We start from the raw sequence: 17,833 nt of genomic DNA, 5'->3' as shown, positions 1-17,833 counted from the left end.
GTCCATCAACCCTAGACCTCAGCCCGGAGCCAGGGCAGACAGCCCGATGTCACCGACCGCCTCGCCGATTGCCGCCCGTCCACCGAGCGCGCCGAGTTCCATCACCACGGCCACCGCGACCGGTATCGCCCCGGCTTGGCGCAGCAGCTTGATCGCGGCGATGACCGTTCCTCCGGTCGCGAGCACGTCGTCGACGATCAGTACCCGCATCCCCGTGAGGTCGAGGCCGTCGGCCGGGATCTCCAGGCAGGCGGATCCGTACTCGAGGGTGTACTCCTGCATCAGCACCGGCGGGGGCAGCTTGCCGGCCTTGCGGACCGCCAGCACCCCGGTGCCGAGCTCTAGCGCCACACCTGAACCCAACAGAAATCCCCGCGCGTCGATTCCCGCCACCAAATCGATCCGACCGGCGTCGCAGTCCGCGAGTGCGGCGATCACCGCACGAAGCCCGGCCGGATCGGCCAGCACGGGTGACAGATCTTTGAACTGGACTCCCGGCGACGGAAAATCGGCCACCTTGCGAGTGAGCCGCTCGATTGCCGACGAGGCCTCGCGAGCGGTGTGTGCCTCGCGGCCGGCCTGGGTGGGGCTGTCCATCTTCTCAAGTCCTCATCTGTTCGATTACCACCGGTCGACGTCGTGCGCCTCGGTGGGCCTGCGTGGTCTGTAGAACGCGGGTCAGGTGTCCGACAGCATCCAGCGATCAATGTTCCATCCCGTACCGACGCGAGCGTTCCCGGGCACCACGTTGTCCACATTGTCTCCCGAAAGCCGCGTTCGCGGCTCGACGAACAACGGGAGAGCCGGCATGTCCTGCCACAGCAACAACTCGATCTCGCGAAGGAGAGGGAGCTGACCCGCGGGCCGAACTGTCACCGCGAGCTGGTCGATCAGCGCCGAGACCCTCGCGTTCGAGTACTTCCCGATGTTGCTCGGATCGCTTCGATGGAAGGCGTAGGAATCCCGGATGGGATCGGCTGCGCCCGTTGCGGCGAATCCGTTGCCGGAAGCGGTGACCAAGGCATCCACGTCGGCGCCGAGACTCGCCGGACCGATGGTCTCGGAGGCGGCGTCGACCACCGTGATGCCGGCACGCTGGCAGCTGGCCGTGATGGCGGCCACCATCTGACCCCTGCGCATATCCGGTCCGAGATATCCGATGCGGACGGTCATGGGAGCGCCTGCCCCTGACTCGCGGGCTTCCCGTGCGGCACGCTCGGGGTCGGCCCGCAGATAGTCGCGACCGAACTCGGCGTCGAGTGCACCGGTGAGCAGGTCACCGGGCCCGAGCAGATGGTTGTTGGCGATGGGTGCCCCGCGGCCGAACTCACGGGCGAGACCGTCACGGGGCACGCACGCGGCGAACGCGCGGCGCGCTGCCGAGGTGGCGAACACACCGCGACCGGCCATGACGATCCGCTCGACCCCCAGCGAGGCCGGTGGCATCGGTCCAGCGGGTGGTGCCGCGGTGGTGCTGGACTGTCGGCGCGGCGCCGGGTCCACGGCGCTGTAGGTTCCGGCCCCGATGTCGAGCACGTCGACCTTCGAGTCACCTTTTCCGTCTGCGAAATCGTCACTCATCGCAGTGGACCGCGGCCACAGGGTCAGCTGTTGTTCACCGGCGGGTTGGCCCCACCATCGGTCGTTGGCCGACAGCACCAGTCCGCCGCCTCGGGTGTAGTCCTGCACCCGATAGGGGCCCAGTGCAGGGAAGTCTGCGGGTTCGAACTCGCCGGGTGTCATCGACAGACCCGTGTTCCAGATCCGGGCCATCTGTCCCAGGACGCGGCGGTCGCCTCGGCTGATGGGCCCGACGACGTCCGGCACACCCGACGCCCGGGCGACCACCTGAGGAGGGATCAGCGTTCCCGCCCCGAACAGTCCCTTCCAGTCGCGATAGGCGCGGCCTGGCCGGAACGTCACGGTCGCCGTCTTGGCGCCGGGGGCGCACTCGACGCGTTCGATGTCGCGATAGCCCGCGGTGGTGACGGGTTCGAATCCGGAGAAACGCCCGCTGTGGGCAGCCCACGCCAACGTCATCGCATCGCAGGTCAGCGGTACCCCGTCGGAATACACGGCCCGGGGATTGATCTGGTAGTTCACCGTCAGACGAGAAGGATCAACCGGCTGTGGCGTCGCGGTTCCGATGTCGGTGTCCGCGATGACGCGTCCATCGGGCCCGAGGTAGCTGAATCCGGGCAACACCCGCGCCAGAGCCATCTGTCCGCCGCCGATGCCACCGTTCAACGTCTCGGTGTTGTATGTGGTGACCGCACCGTCGATCAGGTAGTTCACCGAGAGTTCGGTGTCTTCTGAGCAACCCGCGACCACTGCCGTCCCACACACCATCGCCAGCGATGCGGCAAGCAGTGCGCGGGTTCTCATCACCGCACAGGTTAGCGTTTGCGGCGCCGCTTACCCGACGGACGCGCCCCTGCATGTGGGGCGCTTCCCGACCGCTGCGCTCGAACCGGCGCGGGGGCGGTCTTGGTCAACGTGGTGGTGCTACCGACTGCGGGTGCGACGTCATCGGTTGCCGGCACCGATCGACCCTCACGCTCGCTCCGACGGGCCAGCACCTTCCGGGTGTGGGAGCCGATGTCCTTACGCCGTTCTTTGAGCGTGGCGAGCAGCGGGGTCGCCAAGAAGATCGACGAGAACGTGCCGGTGACGACACCGACCATCTGGACCAGTCCGAGGTCCTTGAGGGTGCCCACTCCCAACACCCACACCGCGATGACCATCAGGGACAGCACCGGGAGTACCGAGATGACCGTGGTGTTGATCGATCGCATCAGGGTCTGGTTCACCGCGAGATTGGCCTGCTCGGCATAGGTGCGCCGGGTGGTGTGCAGCACCCCGCGGACGTTCTCTTCCACCTTGTCGAAGACCACTACGGTGTCGTAGAGAGAGAAGCCCAGGATCGCCAGGAAACCGATCACCGTCGCCGGTGTCACCTCGAAGCCGACAAGGGAGTAGATGCCCGCCGTGGTGGCGATGTCGAAGAACAGCGCAGCGATCGCTGCCACCGCCATCTCCTTGTCGAAACGGATGGCGATGTAGATCGTGACCAGCACCAGGAACACCGCCAGCGCGATCAGTGCCTTCTCGGTGATCTCCCCGCCCCAGGTGGAGCTGACGTCGGACGAACTCACGTCGTTGGGCGCGAGCCCGAACTCGTCCGACAACGCATCGGTGACCTTGATCAGCTGCTGTGCGTCGAGGGTCTCGGTCCGGATCTGCACGGTCTGACTTGCCCCCGACCCCGCGGTCTGGACCGATTGCGGATCCTCGCCCATGGCCTCGGAGTAGGTCGACTCGACCTCGCTCGTCGACACCTCACCGGTCTTGGGGAACGAAATCTGCGTTCCGCCCTCGAACTCGATCCCGAGCGTGAATCCGCGGATCCCGATACTCGCGAGCGAGATGAGCACAAGCGCGGTGGTGATCATGAACCACATGCGCCGGCGGCCGACGATCTCGAAGGCACCGGTACCCGTGTAGAGGCGGGACAGCAGCGACCGGTTGGTCGCGGCGGTGAAGTCGGCGTCGCTGGTGGGTGCCCGGCGGTCGGTGTCAGCCATTGCGCACTCCTCCCGAAGTCGTGGTGGGACGCTCGGCTGCCGCCTGGCGCCGCTCCTTCGCCACCTGGGTGACCCCGCCGAGACCGTTCACGCTCGGCTTGGACAGGAAGTTCGACCGGGATGCGTAGACCACCAACGGATAGGTCACGAGGAAGACCACCGCGACGTCCAGGATGGTCGTCAATCCCAAGGTGAACGCGAATCCCTTCACGTCACCGACGGCGAGGAAGTACAGCACACCGGCCGAGATCAGGCTGACCGCGTTGCCCGACCAAATGGTGCGCTTGGCTCGCGCCCAGCCGCGTGGAACAGCCGAGCGGAAGCTCCGGCCTTCACGCATCTCGTCCTTGATGCGCTCGAAGTAGACGACAAAGGAGTCCGCGGTCATGCCGATACCGATGATCAGACCGGCGATGCCGGCGAGATCGAGGGTGAAGTTGATGTACCTGCCGAGCAGGACCATGATCCCGTAGACCATGATCCCCGACAGGGTCAGCGACAGAACCGTCAGGATCCCGAGCATCCGGTAGTACGCCAAGGCGTAGATGAAAACCGCGATCAGACCGATCAGGCCTGCGATCAGACCGGCCTTGAGCGACGACCAGCCGAGGGTCGCGGACACCGTCTGGGCGTCAGATGCCTTGAACGACAGGGGCAACGACCCGTACTTGAGGACGTTGGCAAGATCTTTGGCCTCGGTCTGGGTGAAGTCGCCACTCACCTCGGTGGTGCCGTTGATGGCGCCGTTGATCTGCGGGGCGCTGACCACCTTGGAGTCCAGGGTGAAAGCTGTTGCCTTGCCGATGTTCTGGGCGGTGTAGCTCGACCAGAAGTCGCGGGCGCCACCCTTGTAGTCCAACCGCACGATCCATGCGCCTGCACCCTGGGTGGTCCCGGCCTCGGCCTTGTCGATGTCGCTGCCCTTGATGATCTGCGGTTCGAGCAGATACACCTGGGTGCCGTCCTCGGAGCAGGTCACCAGGAACTGCTCGGGATCGTCGTTGCCCTGCAACGGATCCGGCGCTGAGGGATCGCAGTTCATCTTTGCCATCTGTGCTCTGAGGGCATCCGTGTTCGCGTCCTTGGGCGCCTGCCGCAGTGCCTTGGCCTCTGCGATCGCCTGTTCGGACGTCTGTCCCTCGGGAGCGGGCGGAGCGTTGGGCTGGGGGGTGGCCGCCTGGACATCGGCGACGGGGCGCACATAGAGCAACGCGGTTTGCCCGAGGGTGCGGGCCTGTTTGCCGTCGTCACCGGGAACTGTGATCACCAGGTTGTCACCGTCGATGATCACCTCGGACCCGGAGACGCCGAGGCCGTTGACCCGCTGCTCGATGATCTGTTTGGCCTTGTCGAGCTGGTCCCGGCTCGGTGCGCTGCCGTCAGGGGTACGTGCGGTGAGGGTGACCCGCGTCCCGCCCTGGAGGTCGATACCGAGTTTCGGGGTCGCTTCTCTGCTGCCGGTGAAGAACACCAGCCCGTACACCACGATCATCAACAGGAAAAAGACGATCAACATCCGTGACGGAGGTACTTCACGGTTTGACGACGATGCCACGCTGCCTACGTCTCCTCAGTTGTCCTACGAACCCCGTGCAGACCGCAGGGGCGTCCGTCACGGTACGTGCTCCGACATCGACGATGTCGCGCACGTCCGTGTGACGCCCCCTCGGCCGGGAGAGCTCTATGACTTGTCTTGGTCTCCGCGAGACTTCTCGAGAGTGATCGAGTCGTCGTGATCGGCATAACTGTCCGCGGTGCCGTGGTCGGCAAAGCCGAAGTCGTCGTCGTCGGATTCGGTGTTGTCGATCAGCCCGACGCCGGGGTAGCTGTCGGCGAGGTCGTCGGCATGGACGACCTCACGGATCGCCAGCCGGTTCCAGCGAGTGACAACGCCATCGGCGGTCTCGAGGTCAACGGTTCCGTCGGCCAGCCCGGCAACAGTGCCGTAGACGCCCGAGGTGGTCTGGATACGTGCGCCGATCTGGAGCGAGTCTTGCATCTCCTGAGCCGCGGACATCGCCTTCTTCTGGCGACGAACGGACAGGATCATGAAGCCGACCAAGAAGACCAGCAGGATAGGAAATATCAATTCCATGGTGGTGTGTTCAGTCCTTGATTGTCATTCGTGCACACGAGCAGCGCTCGCCATCACACCCAGTGTGCCATCCCGGGCGTGCCGGACCCGAATTCGCCGCTGAGCTCCGGCTGAGAAATGTCAGATCGCGGCCGGGTCGTCGTCACCGAACAGCGACATCATGGCGGACCCGTCCTCGCGCACGCGCACACCGAACGAACCGTTCAGGGCGCCGGCAGGCGGCGTGAGACCGAGGTGGTGCCACGCAGCGGCGGTCGCGACCCTTCCCCGCGGGGTGCGGGCGATCATCCCGGCACGCACGAGAAATGGTTCGCACACCTCTTCCACCGTGGCCGGCTCCTCCCCGACCGCGACGGCCAAGGTGGACACTCCTACCGGTCCGCCGCCGAAGCCACGGACCAGAGCACCGAGAACAGCCCGGTCGAGCCGATCGAACCCGAGTTCGTCGACGTCGTAGACGGTCAGGGCAGCCCGGGCCACCGCGAGGTCGACGACGCCGTCCGCCCTTACTTCCGCGTAGTCGCGCACCCGCCGCAGGAGACGGTTGGCGATCCGGGGGGTACCGCGGGAGCGGGATGCGATCTCGGCACCGGCGTCCGGCTCCATCGTGATCCCCAGGATGCCCGCCGACCGGCTCAGGACACGCTCGAGTTCACTTTCCTCGTAGAACTCCATGTGTGCGGTGAAACCGAATCTGTCCCGCAGTGGGCCCGTCAGAGCGCCCGAACGCGTGGTGGCGCCGACCAAGGTGAACGGTGCGACGTCCAGCGGGATGGACGTGGCACCCGGCCCCTTGCCCACCACCACGTCGACGCGGAAATCCTCCATCGCGAGATACAGCATCTCCTCGGCGGGCCGAGCGATGCGGTGGATCTCGTCGATGAAGAGAACGTCTCCTTCGACCAGGTTCGACAGCATCGCGGCGAGGTCCCCGGCCCGCTCGAGCGCGGGGCCGGACGTGACCCGCAGGGCGGCACCCATCTCCCCCGCGATGATCATTGCCAACGAGGTCTTGCCCAGGCCCGGTGGACCCGACAGCAGAATGTGGTCGGGGGTGCCACCACGGCCGCGCGCCGCCTGCAGCACCAGCTCCAGCTGTTCGCACACCCTCGGCTGACCGATGAAGTCGCCGAGCGACTTGGGACGAAGGCTGTTGTCGAGGTCGCCGTCTGCCGTGATCCGGCCGGCGTTGACGGTTCGGTTGACCGGTTCCGGGTCGGTGATCGGGTAACCCGATTCGCCGATGCCGTCGAAGTCGTCGATGTCGTCGTGAGTCATCGGGTCTTACCCAACGACGCAAGCGAGGCACGCAGGACTGTCGCGGAGTCGGCGTTCGGCTGATCCGCCAGGACTGCGATCACCGCCTTCTCGGCGACGGGAGCCGCAAAGCCAAGGCCCACAAGCGCTTCGGCGACCTGGTCGCGCACCGACGAACTCGGCAGGCTCGACGCGTCGCCCCCTGTTGTGTGCGGTCGGTCGACTTTGTCCCGCAGTTCGACCACCAATCGCTCGGCGACACGCTTCCCGATGCCGGGAACGGTGATCAATGCCTTGGTGTCGCCGCCTGCCAGAGCCTCACGCAGGGCGTCGGGCTCGAGCACAGCCAGTGTGGCCATCGCCAGACGTGGTCCGACGCCGGTCACGGTCTGCAGAAGCGTGAACAGCGAACGGGCATCGGGCTCGGTGAACCCGTACAGGGTCATCGAGTCCTCGCGCACGATCATGGTGGTGAGCAGCGTCGCCTCCGAGCCACGCCGGACCGAACCGGCTGTGCTGGGGGTGACGAGAACCTGATATCCGACGCCTGCGCAGTCGATGACGACGTGATCGAGCGCCACGTCGACCACCGGTCCACGTACCGACGCGATCACCGTCCCGCCGCCTTCTTGGCCAGGGCGACCCGATCGCGATACGCCTTCTGCTGCGCCAGCGCGACCGCCTGGGCCTGCTCCATCCGTTCCTGGATCGGCCCACGCCAGCAGTGGCAGATCGCAAGGGCGAGTGCGTCCGCGGCATCGGCGGGCCGCGGTGCCTGCTGCATGCCGAGGATGCGGGTGACCATCGCCGTCACCTGGGCCTTGTCGGCCCGTCCACTTCCCGTCACCGCGGCCTTCACCTCGCTCGGTGTGTGAAATCGAACGGGTACCCCGCGCTGGGCCGCGGCCAGGGCGATCACGCCACCGGCCTGAGCGGTGCCCATCGCGGTGCTGACCTGGTGCTGGGCGAACACACGCTCGATCGCCACGACATCGGGCCGGTGGGTGTCGAGCCAGTGCTCGGCAGCGGTGTGAATGGCGAGCAAGCGATTCTCCAGTGCCATGTCGGGTGGGGTACGGATGACGTCGACATCGAGCGCGGTCACCGAGCGGCCCGTGCCCGACTGGATGAGCGCGATTCCGCACCTGGTCAGCCCGGGGTCCACACCCATCACCCGCATGCAAACCCGCTTTCGGCTACGACTCGAATCTGCTCGGCACGAACAGTTGTTCGATATCGTAACCGGCGGTCACGACGGTCTCAGGCATCAACACGCGCCACCGGTGATGTCACTCCGATTCGAGCTCGGCGAGCACCTCATCGCTGATGTCGACGTTGGAGTAGACCTCTTGCACGTCGTCGGAATCCTCGAGTGCGTCGATCAGCTTGAACACCTTGCGGGCGCCATCGGCGTCGACCGGTACCTCCACCGACGCTCGGAAGCTGGCCTCGGCGGATTCGTAGTCGATGCCCGCATCCTGCAGTGCCGTCCGGACCGCGACCAGATCTGTGGGTTCACTCACGATCTCGAAGGTGTCGCCCAGGTCGGTCACCTCTTCTGCGCCCGCTTCGAGGACCGCCATCAAGATGTCGTCCTCGCTCTGGCCGTTCTTCTCCAGGGTGACCACACCCTTGCGCGCGAACAGGTACGAGACCGAGCCGGGATCGGCCATGTTGCCGCCGTTGCGGGTCATGGCGGTGCGCACCTCGGTGGCGGCGCGGTTCCGGTTGTCGGTGAGGCACTCGATCAGGATCGCGACGCCGTTGGGGCCGTATCCCTCGTAGGTGATGTTCTGCCAATCGGCGCCGCCGGCTTCTTCGCCGCCACCACGTTTGCGGGCGCGCTCGATGTTGTCGTTGGGTACCGACGACTTCTTGGCCTTCTGAATGGCGTCGTACAACGTGGGGTTACCACTCGGATCTCCGCCACCCGTGCGCGCGGCGACCTCGATATTCTTGACCAGCTTGGCAAACATCTTGCCGCGCTTGGCATCGACCACCGCCTTCTTGTGCTTGGTGGTGGCCCATTTTGAGTGGCCGCTCATTCAGCAAGCCCCTTTCGTACTGCTCGGGTGTGTGGCGTCGAGAACTGCGGACCGATCCTACTCGCCACCGGCGGTGCGGCGACGAGGCTCACTGCTTTGCTTGCGCCGCCCTGACCATCCCGACGAAGTACTCGTGGACCCGCCGGTCCCCGGTGACCTCTGGATGAAAGGACGTCGCGAGCACATCGCCCTGCCGGACCGCGACGACACGGCCCGCGGCCGGGCCATCGGGAACCGTGCCCAGAATCTGGACCGATTCGCCGGCAGACTCGACCCAGGGAGCCCTGATGAAGACAGCGCGCATCGGTCCGCCATCGATCCCGTCGATGTCGAGGTCGGTCTCGAACGACGCGACCTGGCGACCGAATGCGTTGCGCCGCACTGTGATGTCGAGGGCGTCGAGATGCTGTGCGTCCGGTCTTGTGTCCAGGATGTCGCGCGCGAGCATGATCATCCCCGCACACGATCCGTAGGCGGGCAACCCATCGGCGAGAGCCTCGCGGAGCGGTTCGAGCAGCCCCAGCACCACGAGCAGCCGGCTCATCGTCGTGGATTCACCGCCCGGGATGATGATCCCGTCGATGGAGTCGAGTTCGGAGGCCCGGCGGATCGACACGGGTTCGGCGCCGATCTCGGCGAGGGCGGCGTGGTGTTCGCGGACATCGCCTTGCAGCGCGAGGATGCCGATCCGCACCGGCGTGCTCAACTCTCCCTCTTCGCGTGCTGGTCCGCAGGCAACTTTCGTCCGGTCCGCGCGAGACCTTCCTGGGTCACCGCCGCCACCATCACCCCGTTGCGGTCATAGATCCGGCCCTGGGTGAGGGCCCGGCCACCCCCGCCGACGGCGATGTCTGGTCGTACAAGAGCCACTCGTCGGCGCGGAACGGCCGTAGGAACCACATCGCGTGATCGAGCGAGGCGGACTGGGCGTCCTCGTCGGGGTGAGCCACCTTCGCCGAACCCAGCAACGTCATGTCGCTCATGTAGGCGAGTGTGCAGATGTGGAACACGGGCTCATCGGGGAGCTGATGGCGGTACCGGAACCAGACACGTTGCTGAGCGGCCAGATCGCGGCTACGGACGAGCTGGTCGTCCGGGACGATCCGGACGTCGAAGTTCTCCCACTCGCGAAAAGGTGACATCGCCTTGCGGTCCTGGGCGGTGAGGACGTCGACCAGATCTTCCGGATCAGGCACAGAAGGCATCTTGTCCTGATGCTCGAATCCCTGGTCCTGAACATGAAATGACGCGGACATCGTGAAGATCGCCATCCCGTCCTGCACCGCTGTCACCCGACGGGTGCAGAACGAACGGCCGTCGCGGATGCGGTCGACCAGATAAACGGTCGGCTCCTCGGGGTTGCCTCCGCGCAGGAAGTAGCCGTGCAACGAATGGACCACAAACCGAGCGTCGACCGTCTTCGTCGCCGACACCAGGGCCTGCCCGGCGACCTGCCCACCGAAGGTGCGCTGCAGGTGGCTCGGGTGGGCGAGCCCACGATAGATGTCTTTTTCTATCGTTTCGAGCTGCAGAATCTCTTCGATCGTCGCCATGAGGTGGCACCACCTTTCCGACGACGATTATGGCTCACCGGGGGCGCAGGCCCGTCACGGCTCCCCGCCGGCGGTCAGAGGTCGTCGATCGACACGATCCCGTCTTGGATCGCGCGGGCCACGAGTGCGGCTTTGGTCGGGGCAGGCCGACCGACTTCGTTGTATTTGACCCGGATCCGGGCGAGATGGGTGTTGACGGTGCCCAGTGAGATGAACAGCGATTGGGCAACCGCCGACTTGGAATCGAGGTTCAGCCACGCACGCAGTACCTCGATCTCGCGCTGCGACAGTTTGGGCGCGCGGTAAACGGTGGTTGCGCCGGTGTCGGCAGCCCCCTCTGGCCGCCCGCTGCGACCGTGACCCGACATGGGAACCGCAGGAGTCGCACAGATGACCCCGGGCTGCGAGTGCGGCGCCGCGCGACCGGGCAGAGGCATCGTGCGCTGCTTGAGACGAGCCAGCGCCTCCTCCCTGGTCATCCGGACCGGGGTCGCCGGCCGGTAACCGACCCGCGTGCGACTGGGAGCGCCAAAGGTGTTGTGCAGTACGGTCATCGGTGATTCTCCTGGTCTGGGGGGCCGGTTTTCTCCTGCCCTCTGTCGAGTGTCTAAACACTAAAACCGGCACACCGGACATGTCGATGGGTAGAACTACCCACCACATGAGCCCAGCTCAGGAAGGGTTTTGCGGAAGACTGACCATCAACTCACCACAGAGGCCGCCAGATCCGCTCACCGGCAGCCCAGCAGCGGCCCACGCTCTCGATTAGCCGATTAGCCGATCACGCCGTTGCGGCGTGCCTCGGCATCGATCAGCACCAGATCCTCGCGTGTCACCAATCGGGCGGCCACCGCATATTCGACCAGCTTGACCCGCCGGTTGCTGGCCAGTCGCCCCGAGCCACCGCGGACACCGGACACCCCGATCTGGTCGAACTTGTCACACACGTTGTCGAGTTTGCGGTTGAACTTGGTCAGCGACCAGCCGAGCCTGGCCGCTGCCTGCGCCGACGACGGGATCGAACTCGCGCCGGTTCCGTTGCGCCGCAACACCTCTTCGGCCAAGACAACGATCAGCAGCTTCTGACTCTCCGTCAGGGACACCACCCCGATGGTGGTTTCGCCGCTGCGTGCCGGCTCCTCCACCGGCGCAAGATTCAACGGCATTGCGCCTGAATGGATTTCGAGCTCGTACGTCGTGGGGCCTGCCGAGAACACCACAGCGGTCACGCCGAACACCAGCGGCACCCGGGCACCGGGAGCCAGCGTCGCCTGGAATCCGGCGTCACCCGCCACGACCCCTGCGGACAGATGCGACCCCACATTGGACAGCCACCACAACCCGTCTTCGTGGTGCAGCATGAGGAATCTGCGGTGCAGATAAGGGTTGTCGTCGATGTCGAGATCGGCCTCGCGGCCGATGTGGAACGGCTCGTCCGGACTGACCGCCACCCGCTCGCCGCAGAACTCCACGAAGGTCTCGGCGATCGTGCGTTTGACGCCTTCGGGCTGACCGGGTTCTCCCGCCGGATCGGTGATCGTCATCGCCGGATCACGACGCGGGGTCGGAGACGTCCGGAACCGCCTTCACGTCGGCGATCGCCACGGTGACATTGTCACGGCCACCGGCCTCCAGAGCGGCCGAGACCAGCGCCTGCGCGGCCGCTGTCGGGTCATCGAAGCCGGCCAGGATCGCGGCGATCGCGTCGTCAGCCAACTCACCGGTGAGACCATCGGAGCACACCAGGATCCGGTCATCTCGTTCCACCGGGAACGTGAAGAAGTCGGCCTCCTGCTCCATCCCGGCACCGAGTGCCCGGGTGATCACGTTGCGGCGTGGGTCGACTCGGGCCTGTGCGGCGGTCAGGAATCCCGCATCCACAAGCTCCTGCACCTGAGAGTGGTCGACGGTCACCTGGTCGAGCTTCGAGTGGGCAAAACGGTACGTCCGCGAATCCCCGATGTTCAACACCAGCCAATGCGGTCGCCCATCGCTGTCGACGAGCATCGCCCCGGTGACGGTGGTGCCGGCACGGCGACCCGAGTCGGAGTCGATGTTCTCGATCTGGCGGCGCGCCTCCCCCAACAGGTCCACCACCGAATCGCGTGTGCGGTTCACCCCTGTCACCGTTGTATCCGACAACGCCGACAGCGCCGCCTCACTGGCGAGCTCACCGCAATCATGACCGCCCATACCGTCGGCCACCAAGATCATCCCAGGGCCGACCAGAGCCGCGTCCTCATTGGTCTCACGCAGCAGGCCGACGTCGCTCACCACAGCCCAGCTCACCTCGACCTGTCCGAACTCGCCGACCCCACTGCGTGTCTCGTCCCGGACGGTCCCGGTAGCTTCCATCGTCATGTGCCCTCCGCGCTCACGCCCAGGATCGAGTACCGCGTCTGTTTCACGGTCGAGCTCCGCCTTCGGCTTCGTCTCCGATTCACGGTCGAGCTCCGCCTTCGGCTTCGTCTCCGATTCACGGTCGAGCTCCGCCTTCGGCTTCGTCTCCGATTCACGGTCGAGCTCCGCCTTCGGCTCCGTCTCCGATTCACGGTCGAGCTCCGCCTTCGGCTCCGTCTCCGATTCACGGTCGAGCTCCGCATCCTGGCTCATCTCGCCACCTCGAAACTGCACTGCCCGAGATGCACCACGGTGCCCGGACCCACCTCGTACGGATGTCCGGGTCGCATCGCGGTCACCGACTCGCCGGTGTCCAGAACCGATCGGACATCCGGGCCCGTACTGATCATCCACAATTTCCCGTCCGCCACGCTGAACTGGACCTGCGTGTCGTCCGAAGGTGGCGCCTCTATGGGGGTGACAACGATCTGTGGGCGACCCTGCGACCACTCGACGGCCGGCACCCCCAGGTATCCGGCACCGGACAGATCGGTGTAGCTGCCGTCGTCGAGTCGAAGCCGCAAACCGGCGCCGGCCCGTCGCAACGGCAGGGTGCGGGCGCCCGTGCTGGGGTCGATGCAATCGGTGACCGAATCTGCCGCCCCCTCGCCGAACCCGGCCACGCGTGCGTCGGGCGCCGTGATCACCTCGTACCCTGCCGAACCAACACTGCTCGCAGTCGTTGTGCCGGAAAGCTTCTCGTGGCAACCGCGACGGGGACGGCCCCTGTCGATCAATACCGACATCGCTCCGGCGAACAACAGGACGTTGCTCAGATGAAGTACGGCGGTGCGGGTCAGATGCCGCCAGAAACCGATCGGACGGCCCGGCCGGCCTGTGGTGATCGTGGTTCGCGCCAACACCTGGCCCGGGGTACGGATGCCGTTGGCCCGCGCGAGTGCCGACGAGATCCAGGTCGCAGCGGGCACCGCCACGCACACAACCAGGGCCACGTCGAGGCCGAAGACAAGACCGGTGACGAGCAGGGCTGCAACCGCAGCCAGCAGGATGGCGACATCAACGAGATAAGCGGCCACCCGCGAACCGTTGGAGGCGGGGATTCGACCCGCAACCAGGGCCTCACGCGGCGACCTCGGTACTGCGCCACCCCTGGTGACGAACATCTGCTGCCCACATTCGGGACAGCGGGCGGACGCGGACGGGATCTGGGTTCCGCAGCGGCCGCAGCCGAGCGGAATCGCTTCGAAATCAGCGGACGCGCTGGTCATCTCCGATTCCCCGCCCCCGCGTCCACGTCAATTCACCAGCCGCGCTCGGCAAGTCGATGGGGTTGTGGGATGTCGTCGACATTGATACCGACCATCGCCTCACCCAGTCCACGCGACACCTTCGCGAGCACATCGGGATCGTCGTAGAACGTCGTTGCCTGCACGATCGCGGCAGCGCGCTCCGCGGGATTGCCGGACTTGAAGATTCCCGATCCCACGAAGACGCCCTCGGCGCCCAACTGCATCATCATCGCCGCGTCCGCAGGGGTGGCGATGCCCCCGGCGGTGAACAGCGTGACGGGCAATTTGCCCAGCTCGGCAACTTCGACGACCAGGTCGTACGGCGCCTGCAGCTCCTTGGCGGCCACGAACAGTTCGTCCTTGGGCAATGAGGTCAGCCGCCGGATCTCGTCGCGGATCTTGCGCATGTGTGTGGTGGCGTTCGAGACGTCGCCCGTGCCCGCCTCACCCTTGGACCGGATCATCCCGGCGCCCTCGGTGAGCCTGCGGAGCGCCTCGCCCAGGTTGGTTGCACCGCACACGAACGGCACGGTGAACTGCCACTTGTCGATGTGGTTGGCGTAGTCGGCCGGGGTCAGCACCTCTGACTCGTCGATGTAGTCGACACCGAGGCTCTGGAGGATCTGGGCTTCGACAAAATGTCCGATGCGAGCCTTGGCCATCACCGGGATGGACACTGCCGAGATGATCCCGTCGATCATGTCGGGGTCGCTCATCCGCGAGACCCCGCCCTGTGCACGGATGTCGGCCGGTACCCGCTCGAGGGCCATGACTGCGACAGCGCCCGCGTCCTCGGCGATCTTGGCCTGCTCGGCTGTCACGACGTCCATGATCACGCCGCCCTTGAGCATCTCGGCCATGCCACGCTTGACCCGCGCGGTACCGGTGCGGCACTTTCCGCTGGCACCGATGAACCTGGATCTGGGGCACTGCTCACGTCTATAGCTCCTGTGGTCTAGTCGATTGCTGAGCTTCCAGTCTAGGCTTTCTCGGCGCCGCGTGGTCCGGCGGCATGACACGCCCCTTTTCGACGTCGGGCGGGCAGGTCAGACGGGCGCTCGCTCGACGATCTCGAAGTACAGCGGGGTCGGTGCGGTGCCACCCAGGTGCAGCCATCGCACCGGTCGCCGATTGCGGAGGGCCAGGGTGTCGCGAACGGCATCGTTGTGGAACCGGCGGGCGATCATCACGCGGGTCTCGGCGTCGGCAAGCTCGGTGACCAGCTGCGATCGCAGCGACGAGAGGTCGATCTGGGCCAGCGCCGCCGACACGACGTTCTCGGCGGATTCACGATCCGGCCGCGCCGAACCCTCCGCTCGATCGGCGGCGATGATCAGTTCCCGGCCCTCCGGCCCGAGGCCGGCCCCGATGGATCGGGCCACCACCGCCCGGCGGGCAAGCGCGGCGTCGAGCGCCTGCCAGCACAGGTCCACCCGCACGTGGAGTCGGTCGAGCCGGTTGGCGGTTTTGTAGGCCCAGCCCAGACCGAGCAACACCAGCACCGTGATGACGCCCAGGATCAGGACGGTCAGGGCGGAGATGGTCATGAAGTCCTCTCAGAAGGGGTCAATCGGAGACGACGACCTTGCCGGCCCCGACGACGACGGTGTCGTACACACGCAGGATCTGGTCGGCGACCTCGGACCAGTCGTAGCGGGCGGCACGATCGCGTGCACGGCGGACCATCGCGGCCCGGCCGTCGTCATCACCGAGAACGGAGATGATCCCCTGAGCGAGTTGGTCGGCGTCCCCCACCTCGACCAGCACACCGGCCTGCCCGTCGTCGAGCACCCGCCGGAACGCGTCCAGCTTGCTCGCCACCACGGCGGTACCGGCGGCCATGGCTTCCACGAGCACGATGCCGAAACTCTCACCGCCGAGGTTGGGAGCGCAGTACACGTCCGCGGAACGCAGGGCGCGGGCTTTGACGTCGTCATCGACCTGGCCGAGGAATACGAGGTGGTCGGCAAGGTCGCCGGCTTTGCCCCGCAACGTTCGCTGGTGACCTCCGCCGACGACCAGGACACGCACGTCCGGGAAGCGTGCCACCACAGCGGGCAGTGCCCTGATCAACACGTCGACACCCTTGCGTGGTTCGTCGAATCGACCGAGGAACAGCACGGTTCTACCGGGGTGCGGATACCCGTCAAGCGGTTGGGCCCCGGCGAACATGGCCGTGTGAACCCCGTTCGGGATCTCCACCGCGTCCGAACCCAGAGATTCCATCTGCCAACGTCGGGCGAGTTCGGAGACGGCGATCTTACCGGCGATGCGTTCGTGGTAGGGACGAAGGATTCCCTGAAAGATGCTGAGTATCAACGACTTCGTCGTGGATGTGTGAAAAGTGGTGACGATCGGGCCCTGAGCGACCATCAGCGACAACATCGAGACACTCGGCGAGTTCGGCTCGTGCACATGGAGGACGTCGAACTTCTCGTCCCGAAGCCAGGATCGCAATTTGTGATAGGCCTTGGGGCCGAAGGCGATCCGGGCGACCGATCCGTTGTACGGAATGGCCAGCGCCTCACCGACCGACACCACATAGCCGGGCAGTTTCTTGTCGTGTCCGGCGGGCGCGAGAACGCTCACCGTGTGTCCACGATCGATGAAGACCTGCGCCAGTTCCATGACGTGGGCCTGCACACCGCCCGGGATGTCGAACGAGTACGGGCAGATCATGCCGATCTTCATCCCGCGGCGCCCTCGACATCCTCGTTGCTCCGGGAGGTGTCGGCCCCCTTGATGCGCTCACGGCGCTCATCGGACCAATCGGCCTCCCAGAGCGGTTGCAGCATGTGCCAGTCCTGCGGATGGGCGGCGATGTTGGTCTCGAACACCGTTGCCAGCGCCTGCGTTGCCGCCTCCACTCCCCCGGACGTGTCGATCGGTCCGGTGAGCGATATCTGCGAGGTGTCCGGGCCGGTGTACCAGTGGTGCACCCCGACGAGGGCGGCGCCGGTGTCGATGGCGAGCTTCGCCGGGCCCGCGGGCATCCGCGTCGGCTCGCCGAAGAACTGAACGGGGACACCGTGTCGGGCCAGGTCCCGCTCGCCGAGGAGACACACCACCCCGCCGCTGCGCAGCCGCTTGGCCAGCTGGCCGTACGGGGGTTGTTCGCCACCGCTGAGCGGGAAGATCTCGAATCCGAGGGTCTCGCGATATCGCACGAAACGTTCGAAGAGCGAATCCGGTTTCAGCCGTTCCGCCACCGTGGAGAAGTCCCCGATGTTCTGCACGAGCCACACCCCGGCCATGTCCCAGTTGCCGCTATGGGGCAACGCGAACACCACGCCCTTGCCCTTCGCAAGGGCTTCGTCCAGCAGTCGTCGATCCGGTGGGGGAGGTCGACCCGCGACGCGGCCGCCTGAAAATCCATGGCGGGCAGCCGAAATGCCTCGCGCCAGTAGCGGGCGTAGGACCGCATGGCATCCCGCATGAGGTCGTCGGGTACCTCCGCGGGTGCACAGCCGACCACCCTGGCGAGGTTCTTGCGCAGCTGGGCCGGTCCGCCACCCCGGCCGCCGACGTAGCCTCCCGCGCTGTCGAACACCGTGCGCGCGACACCCTCGGGCAGGCGCCGCACGAGCGACCACCCCGCCGCGTACCCCAGGTCGGCAATACGCTCGCCGGCCGTCGTCACGACTCCGGT

General features: G+C 66.2%; 16 protein-coding genes and 3 pseudogenes. All 19 read right to left on the bottom strand.

Annotated features, from left to right (window positions below; translation table 11 throughout):
* Positions 1–18 precede the first annotated feature (18 nt).
* The 19 genes and pseudogenes from MVA47_RS16050 to MVA47_RS15960 all read right to left on the bottom strand — a co-directional run bounded on the left by MVA47_RS16050 (position 19) and on the right by MVA47_RS15960 (position 17,824).
* Complete coding sequence (locus MVA47_RS16050) at positions 19–597, bottom strand: adenine phosphoribosyltransferase (protein ID WP_247208646.1); 579 nt, start codon at positions 595–597, stop codon at positions 19–21.
* Positions 598–678: 81 nt separating this feature from the next.
* Complete coding sequence (locus MVA47_RS16045; protein WP_247208645.1) at positions 679–2,385, bottom strand: ABC transporter substrate-binding protein; 1,707 nt, start codon at positions 2,383–2,385, stop codon at positions 679–681.
* An 11-nt stretch (positions 2,386–2,396) separates the two neighbouring features.
* On the bottom strand, positions 2,397–3,584 hold the full coding sequence (secF, locus tag MVA47_RS16040; protein WP_247208644.1) for a protein translocase subunit SecF: 1,188 nt from the start codon (positions 3,582–3,584) through the stop codon (positions 2,397–2,399).
* Positions 3,577–5,100, bottom strand: a complete 1,524-nt coding sequence (gene secD / locus MVA47_RS16035) for a protein translocase subunit SecD (protein WP_211339056.1) — start codon at positions 5,098–5,100, stop codon at positions 3,577–3,579. The genes secF and secD overlap by 8 nt, the downstream gene beginning before the upstream one ends.
* Before the next feature lie 165 nt (positions 5,101–5,265).
* A complete protein-coding gene (yajC, locus tag MVA47_RS16030; RefSeq protein WP_247208643.1) occupies positions 5,266–5,679 on the bottom strand; it encodes a preprotein translocase subunit YajC in 414 nt (137 codons plus the stop codon).
* A 120-nt stretch (positions 5,680–5,799) separates the two neighbouring features.
* A complete protein-coding gene (gene ruvB / locus MVA47_RS16025; protein ID WP_247208642.1) occupies positions 5,800–6,957 on the bottom strand; it encodes a Holliday junction branch migration DNA helicase RuvB in 1,158 nt (385 codons plus the stop codon).
* The gene (gene ruvA, locus MVA47_RS16020; protein ID WP_247208641.1) at positions 6,954–7,550 is read right to left on the bottom strand and encodes a Holliday junction branch migration protein RuvA; all 597 of its coding nucleotides are present in this window, start codon (positions 7,548–7,550) and stop codon (positions 6,954–6,956) included. Before ruvA ends, ruvB begins: the two co-directional genes overlap by 4 nt.
* On the bottom strand, positions 7,547–8,116 hold the full coding sequence (ruvC, locus tag MVA47_RS16015; RefSeq protein ID WP_030163235.1) for a crossover junction endodeoxyribonuclease RuvC: 570 nt from the start codon (positions 8,114–8,116) through the stop codon (positions 7,547–7,549). The genes ruvA and ruvC overlap by 4 nt, the downstream gene beginning before the upstream one ends.
* A 109-nt stretch (positions 8,117–8,225) precedes the next feature.
* Positions 8,226–8,981 carry a YebC/PmpR family DNA-binding transcriptional regulator gene (locus tag MVA47_RS16010; RefSeq protein ID WP_023959531.1) on the bottom strand — a complete coding sequence of 252 codons (756 nt, stop codon included), beginning with the start codon at positions 8,979–8,981 and terminating at the stop codon, positions 8,226–8,228.
* Between the two features lie 88 nt (positions 8,982–9,069).
* Positions 9,070–9,687 (bottom strand): pyridoxal 5'-phosphate synthase glutaminase subunit PdxT, encoded by a 618-nt coding sequence (pdxT, locus tag MVA47_RS16005; RefSeq protein ID WP_247208640.1) that lies wholly within the window; start codon positions 9,685–9,687, stop codon positions 9,070–9,072.
* Positions 9,684–10,414 (bottom strand): annotated as a pseudogene (locus MVA47_RS16000) (acyl-CoA thioesterase). Before MVA47_RS16000 ends, pdxT begins: the two are co-directional and overlap by 4 nt.
* Before the next feature lie 194 nt (positions 10,415–10,608).
* Positions 10,609–11,088, bottom strand: a complete 480-nt coding sequence (locus MVA47_RS15995) for a response regulator transcription factor (protein WP_247208639.1) — start codon at positions 11,086–11,088, stop codon at positions 10,609–10,611.
* A gap of 219 nt (positions 11,089–11,307) precedes the next feature.
* Entirely contained in the window at positions 11,308–12,078 is a 771-nt protein-coding gene (locus MVA47_RS15990; RefSeq protein WP_247208638.1) for a hypothetical protein, read from the bottom strand.
* A 7-nt stretch (positions 12,079–12,085) separates the two neighbouring features.
* A complete protein-coding gene (locus tag MVA47_RS15985; protein WP_247208633.1) occupies positions 12,086–13,147 on the bottom strand; it encodes a PP2C family serine/threonine-protein phosphatase in 1,062 nt (353 codons plus the stop codon).
* On the bottom strand, positions 13,144–14,163 hold the full coding sequence (locus MVA47_RS15980) for an RDD family protein (protein ID WP_247208630.1): 1,020 nt from the start codon (positions 14,161–14,163) through the stop codon (positions 13,144–13,146). Before MVA47_RS15980 ends, MVA47_RS15985 begins: the two co-directional genes overlap by 4 nt.
* A 32-nt stretch (positions 14,164–14,195) precedes the next feature.
* Positions 14,196–15,095: a pyridoxal 5'-phosphate synthase lyase subunit PdxS gene (pdxS, locus tag MVA47_RS15975; RefSeq protein ID WP_308280632.1), complete on the bottom strand. Its 900-nt coding sequence runs from the start codon at positions 15,093–15,095 to the stop codon at positions 14,196–14,198.
* A gap of 147 nt (positions 15,096–15,242) precedes the next feature.
* Positions 15,243–15,731 (bottom strand): annotated as a pseudogene (locus MVA47_RS15970) (exopolyphosphatase); the annotation flags it as partial.
* 19 nt (positions 15,732–15,750) lie between these two features.
* Complete coding sequence (locus tag MVA47_RS15965) at positions 15,751–16,875, bottom strand: glycosyltransferase family 4 protein (RefSeq protein ID WP_247208629.1); 1,125 nt, start codon at positions 16,873–16,875, stop codon at positions 15,751–15,753.
* Positions 16,872–17,824, bottom strand: a pseudogene (locus tag MVA47_RS15960) (phosphatidylinositol mannoside acyltransferase). Before MVA47_RS15960 ends, MVA47_RS15965 begins: the two are co-directional and overlap by 4 nt.
* Positions 17,825–17,833 lie beyond the last annotated feature (9 nt).

The sequence above is a fragment of the Williamsia sp. DF01-3 genome (assembly GCF_023051145.1).
Lineage (GTDB): Bacteria > Actinomycetota > Actinomycetes > Mycobacteriales > Mycobacteriaceae > Williamsia.
This window is presented reverse-complemented; position numbering and strand designations above follow the sequence as displayed.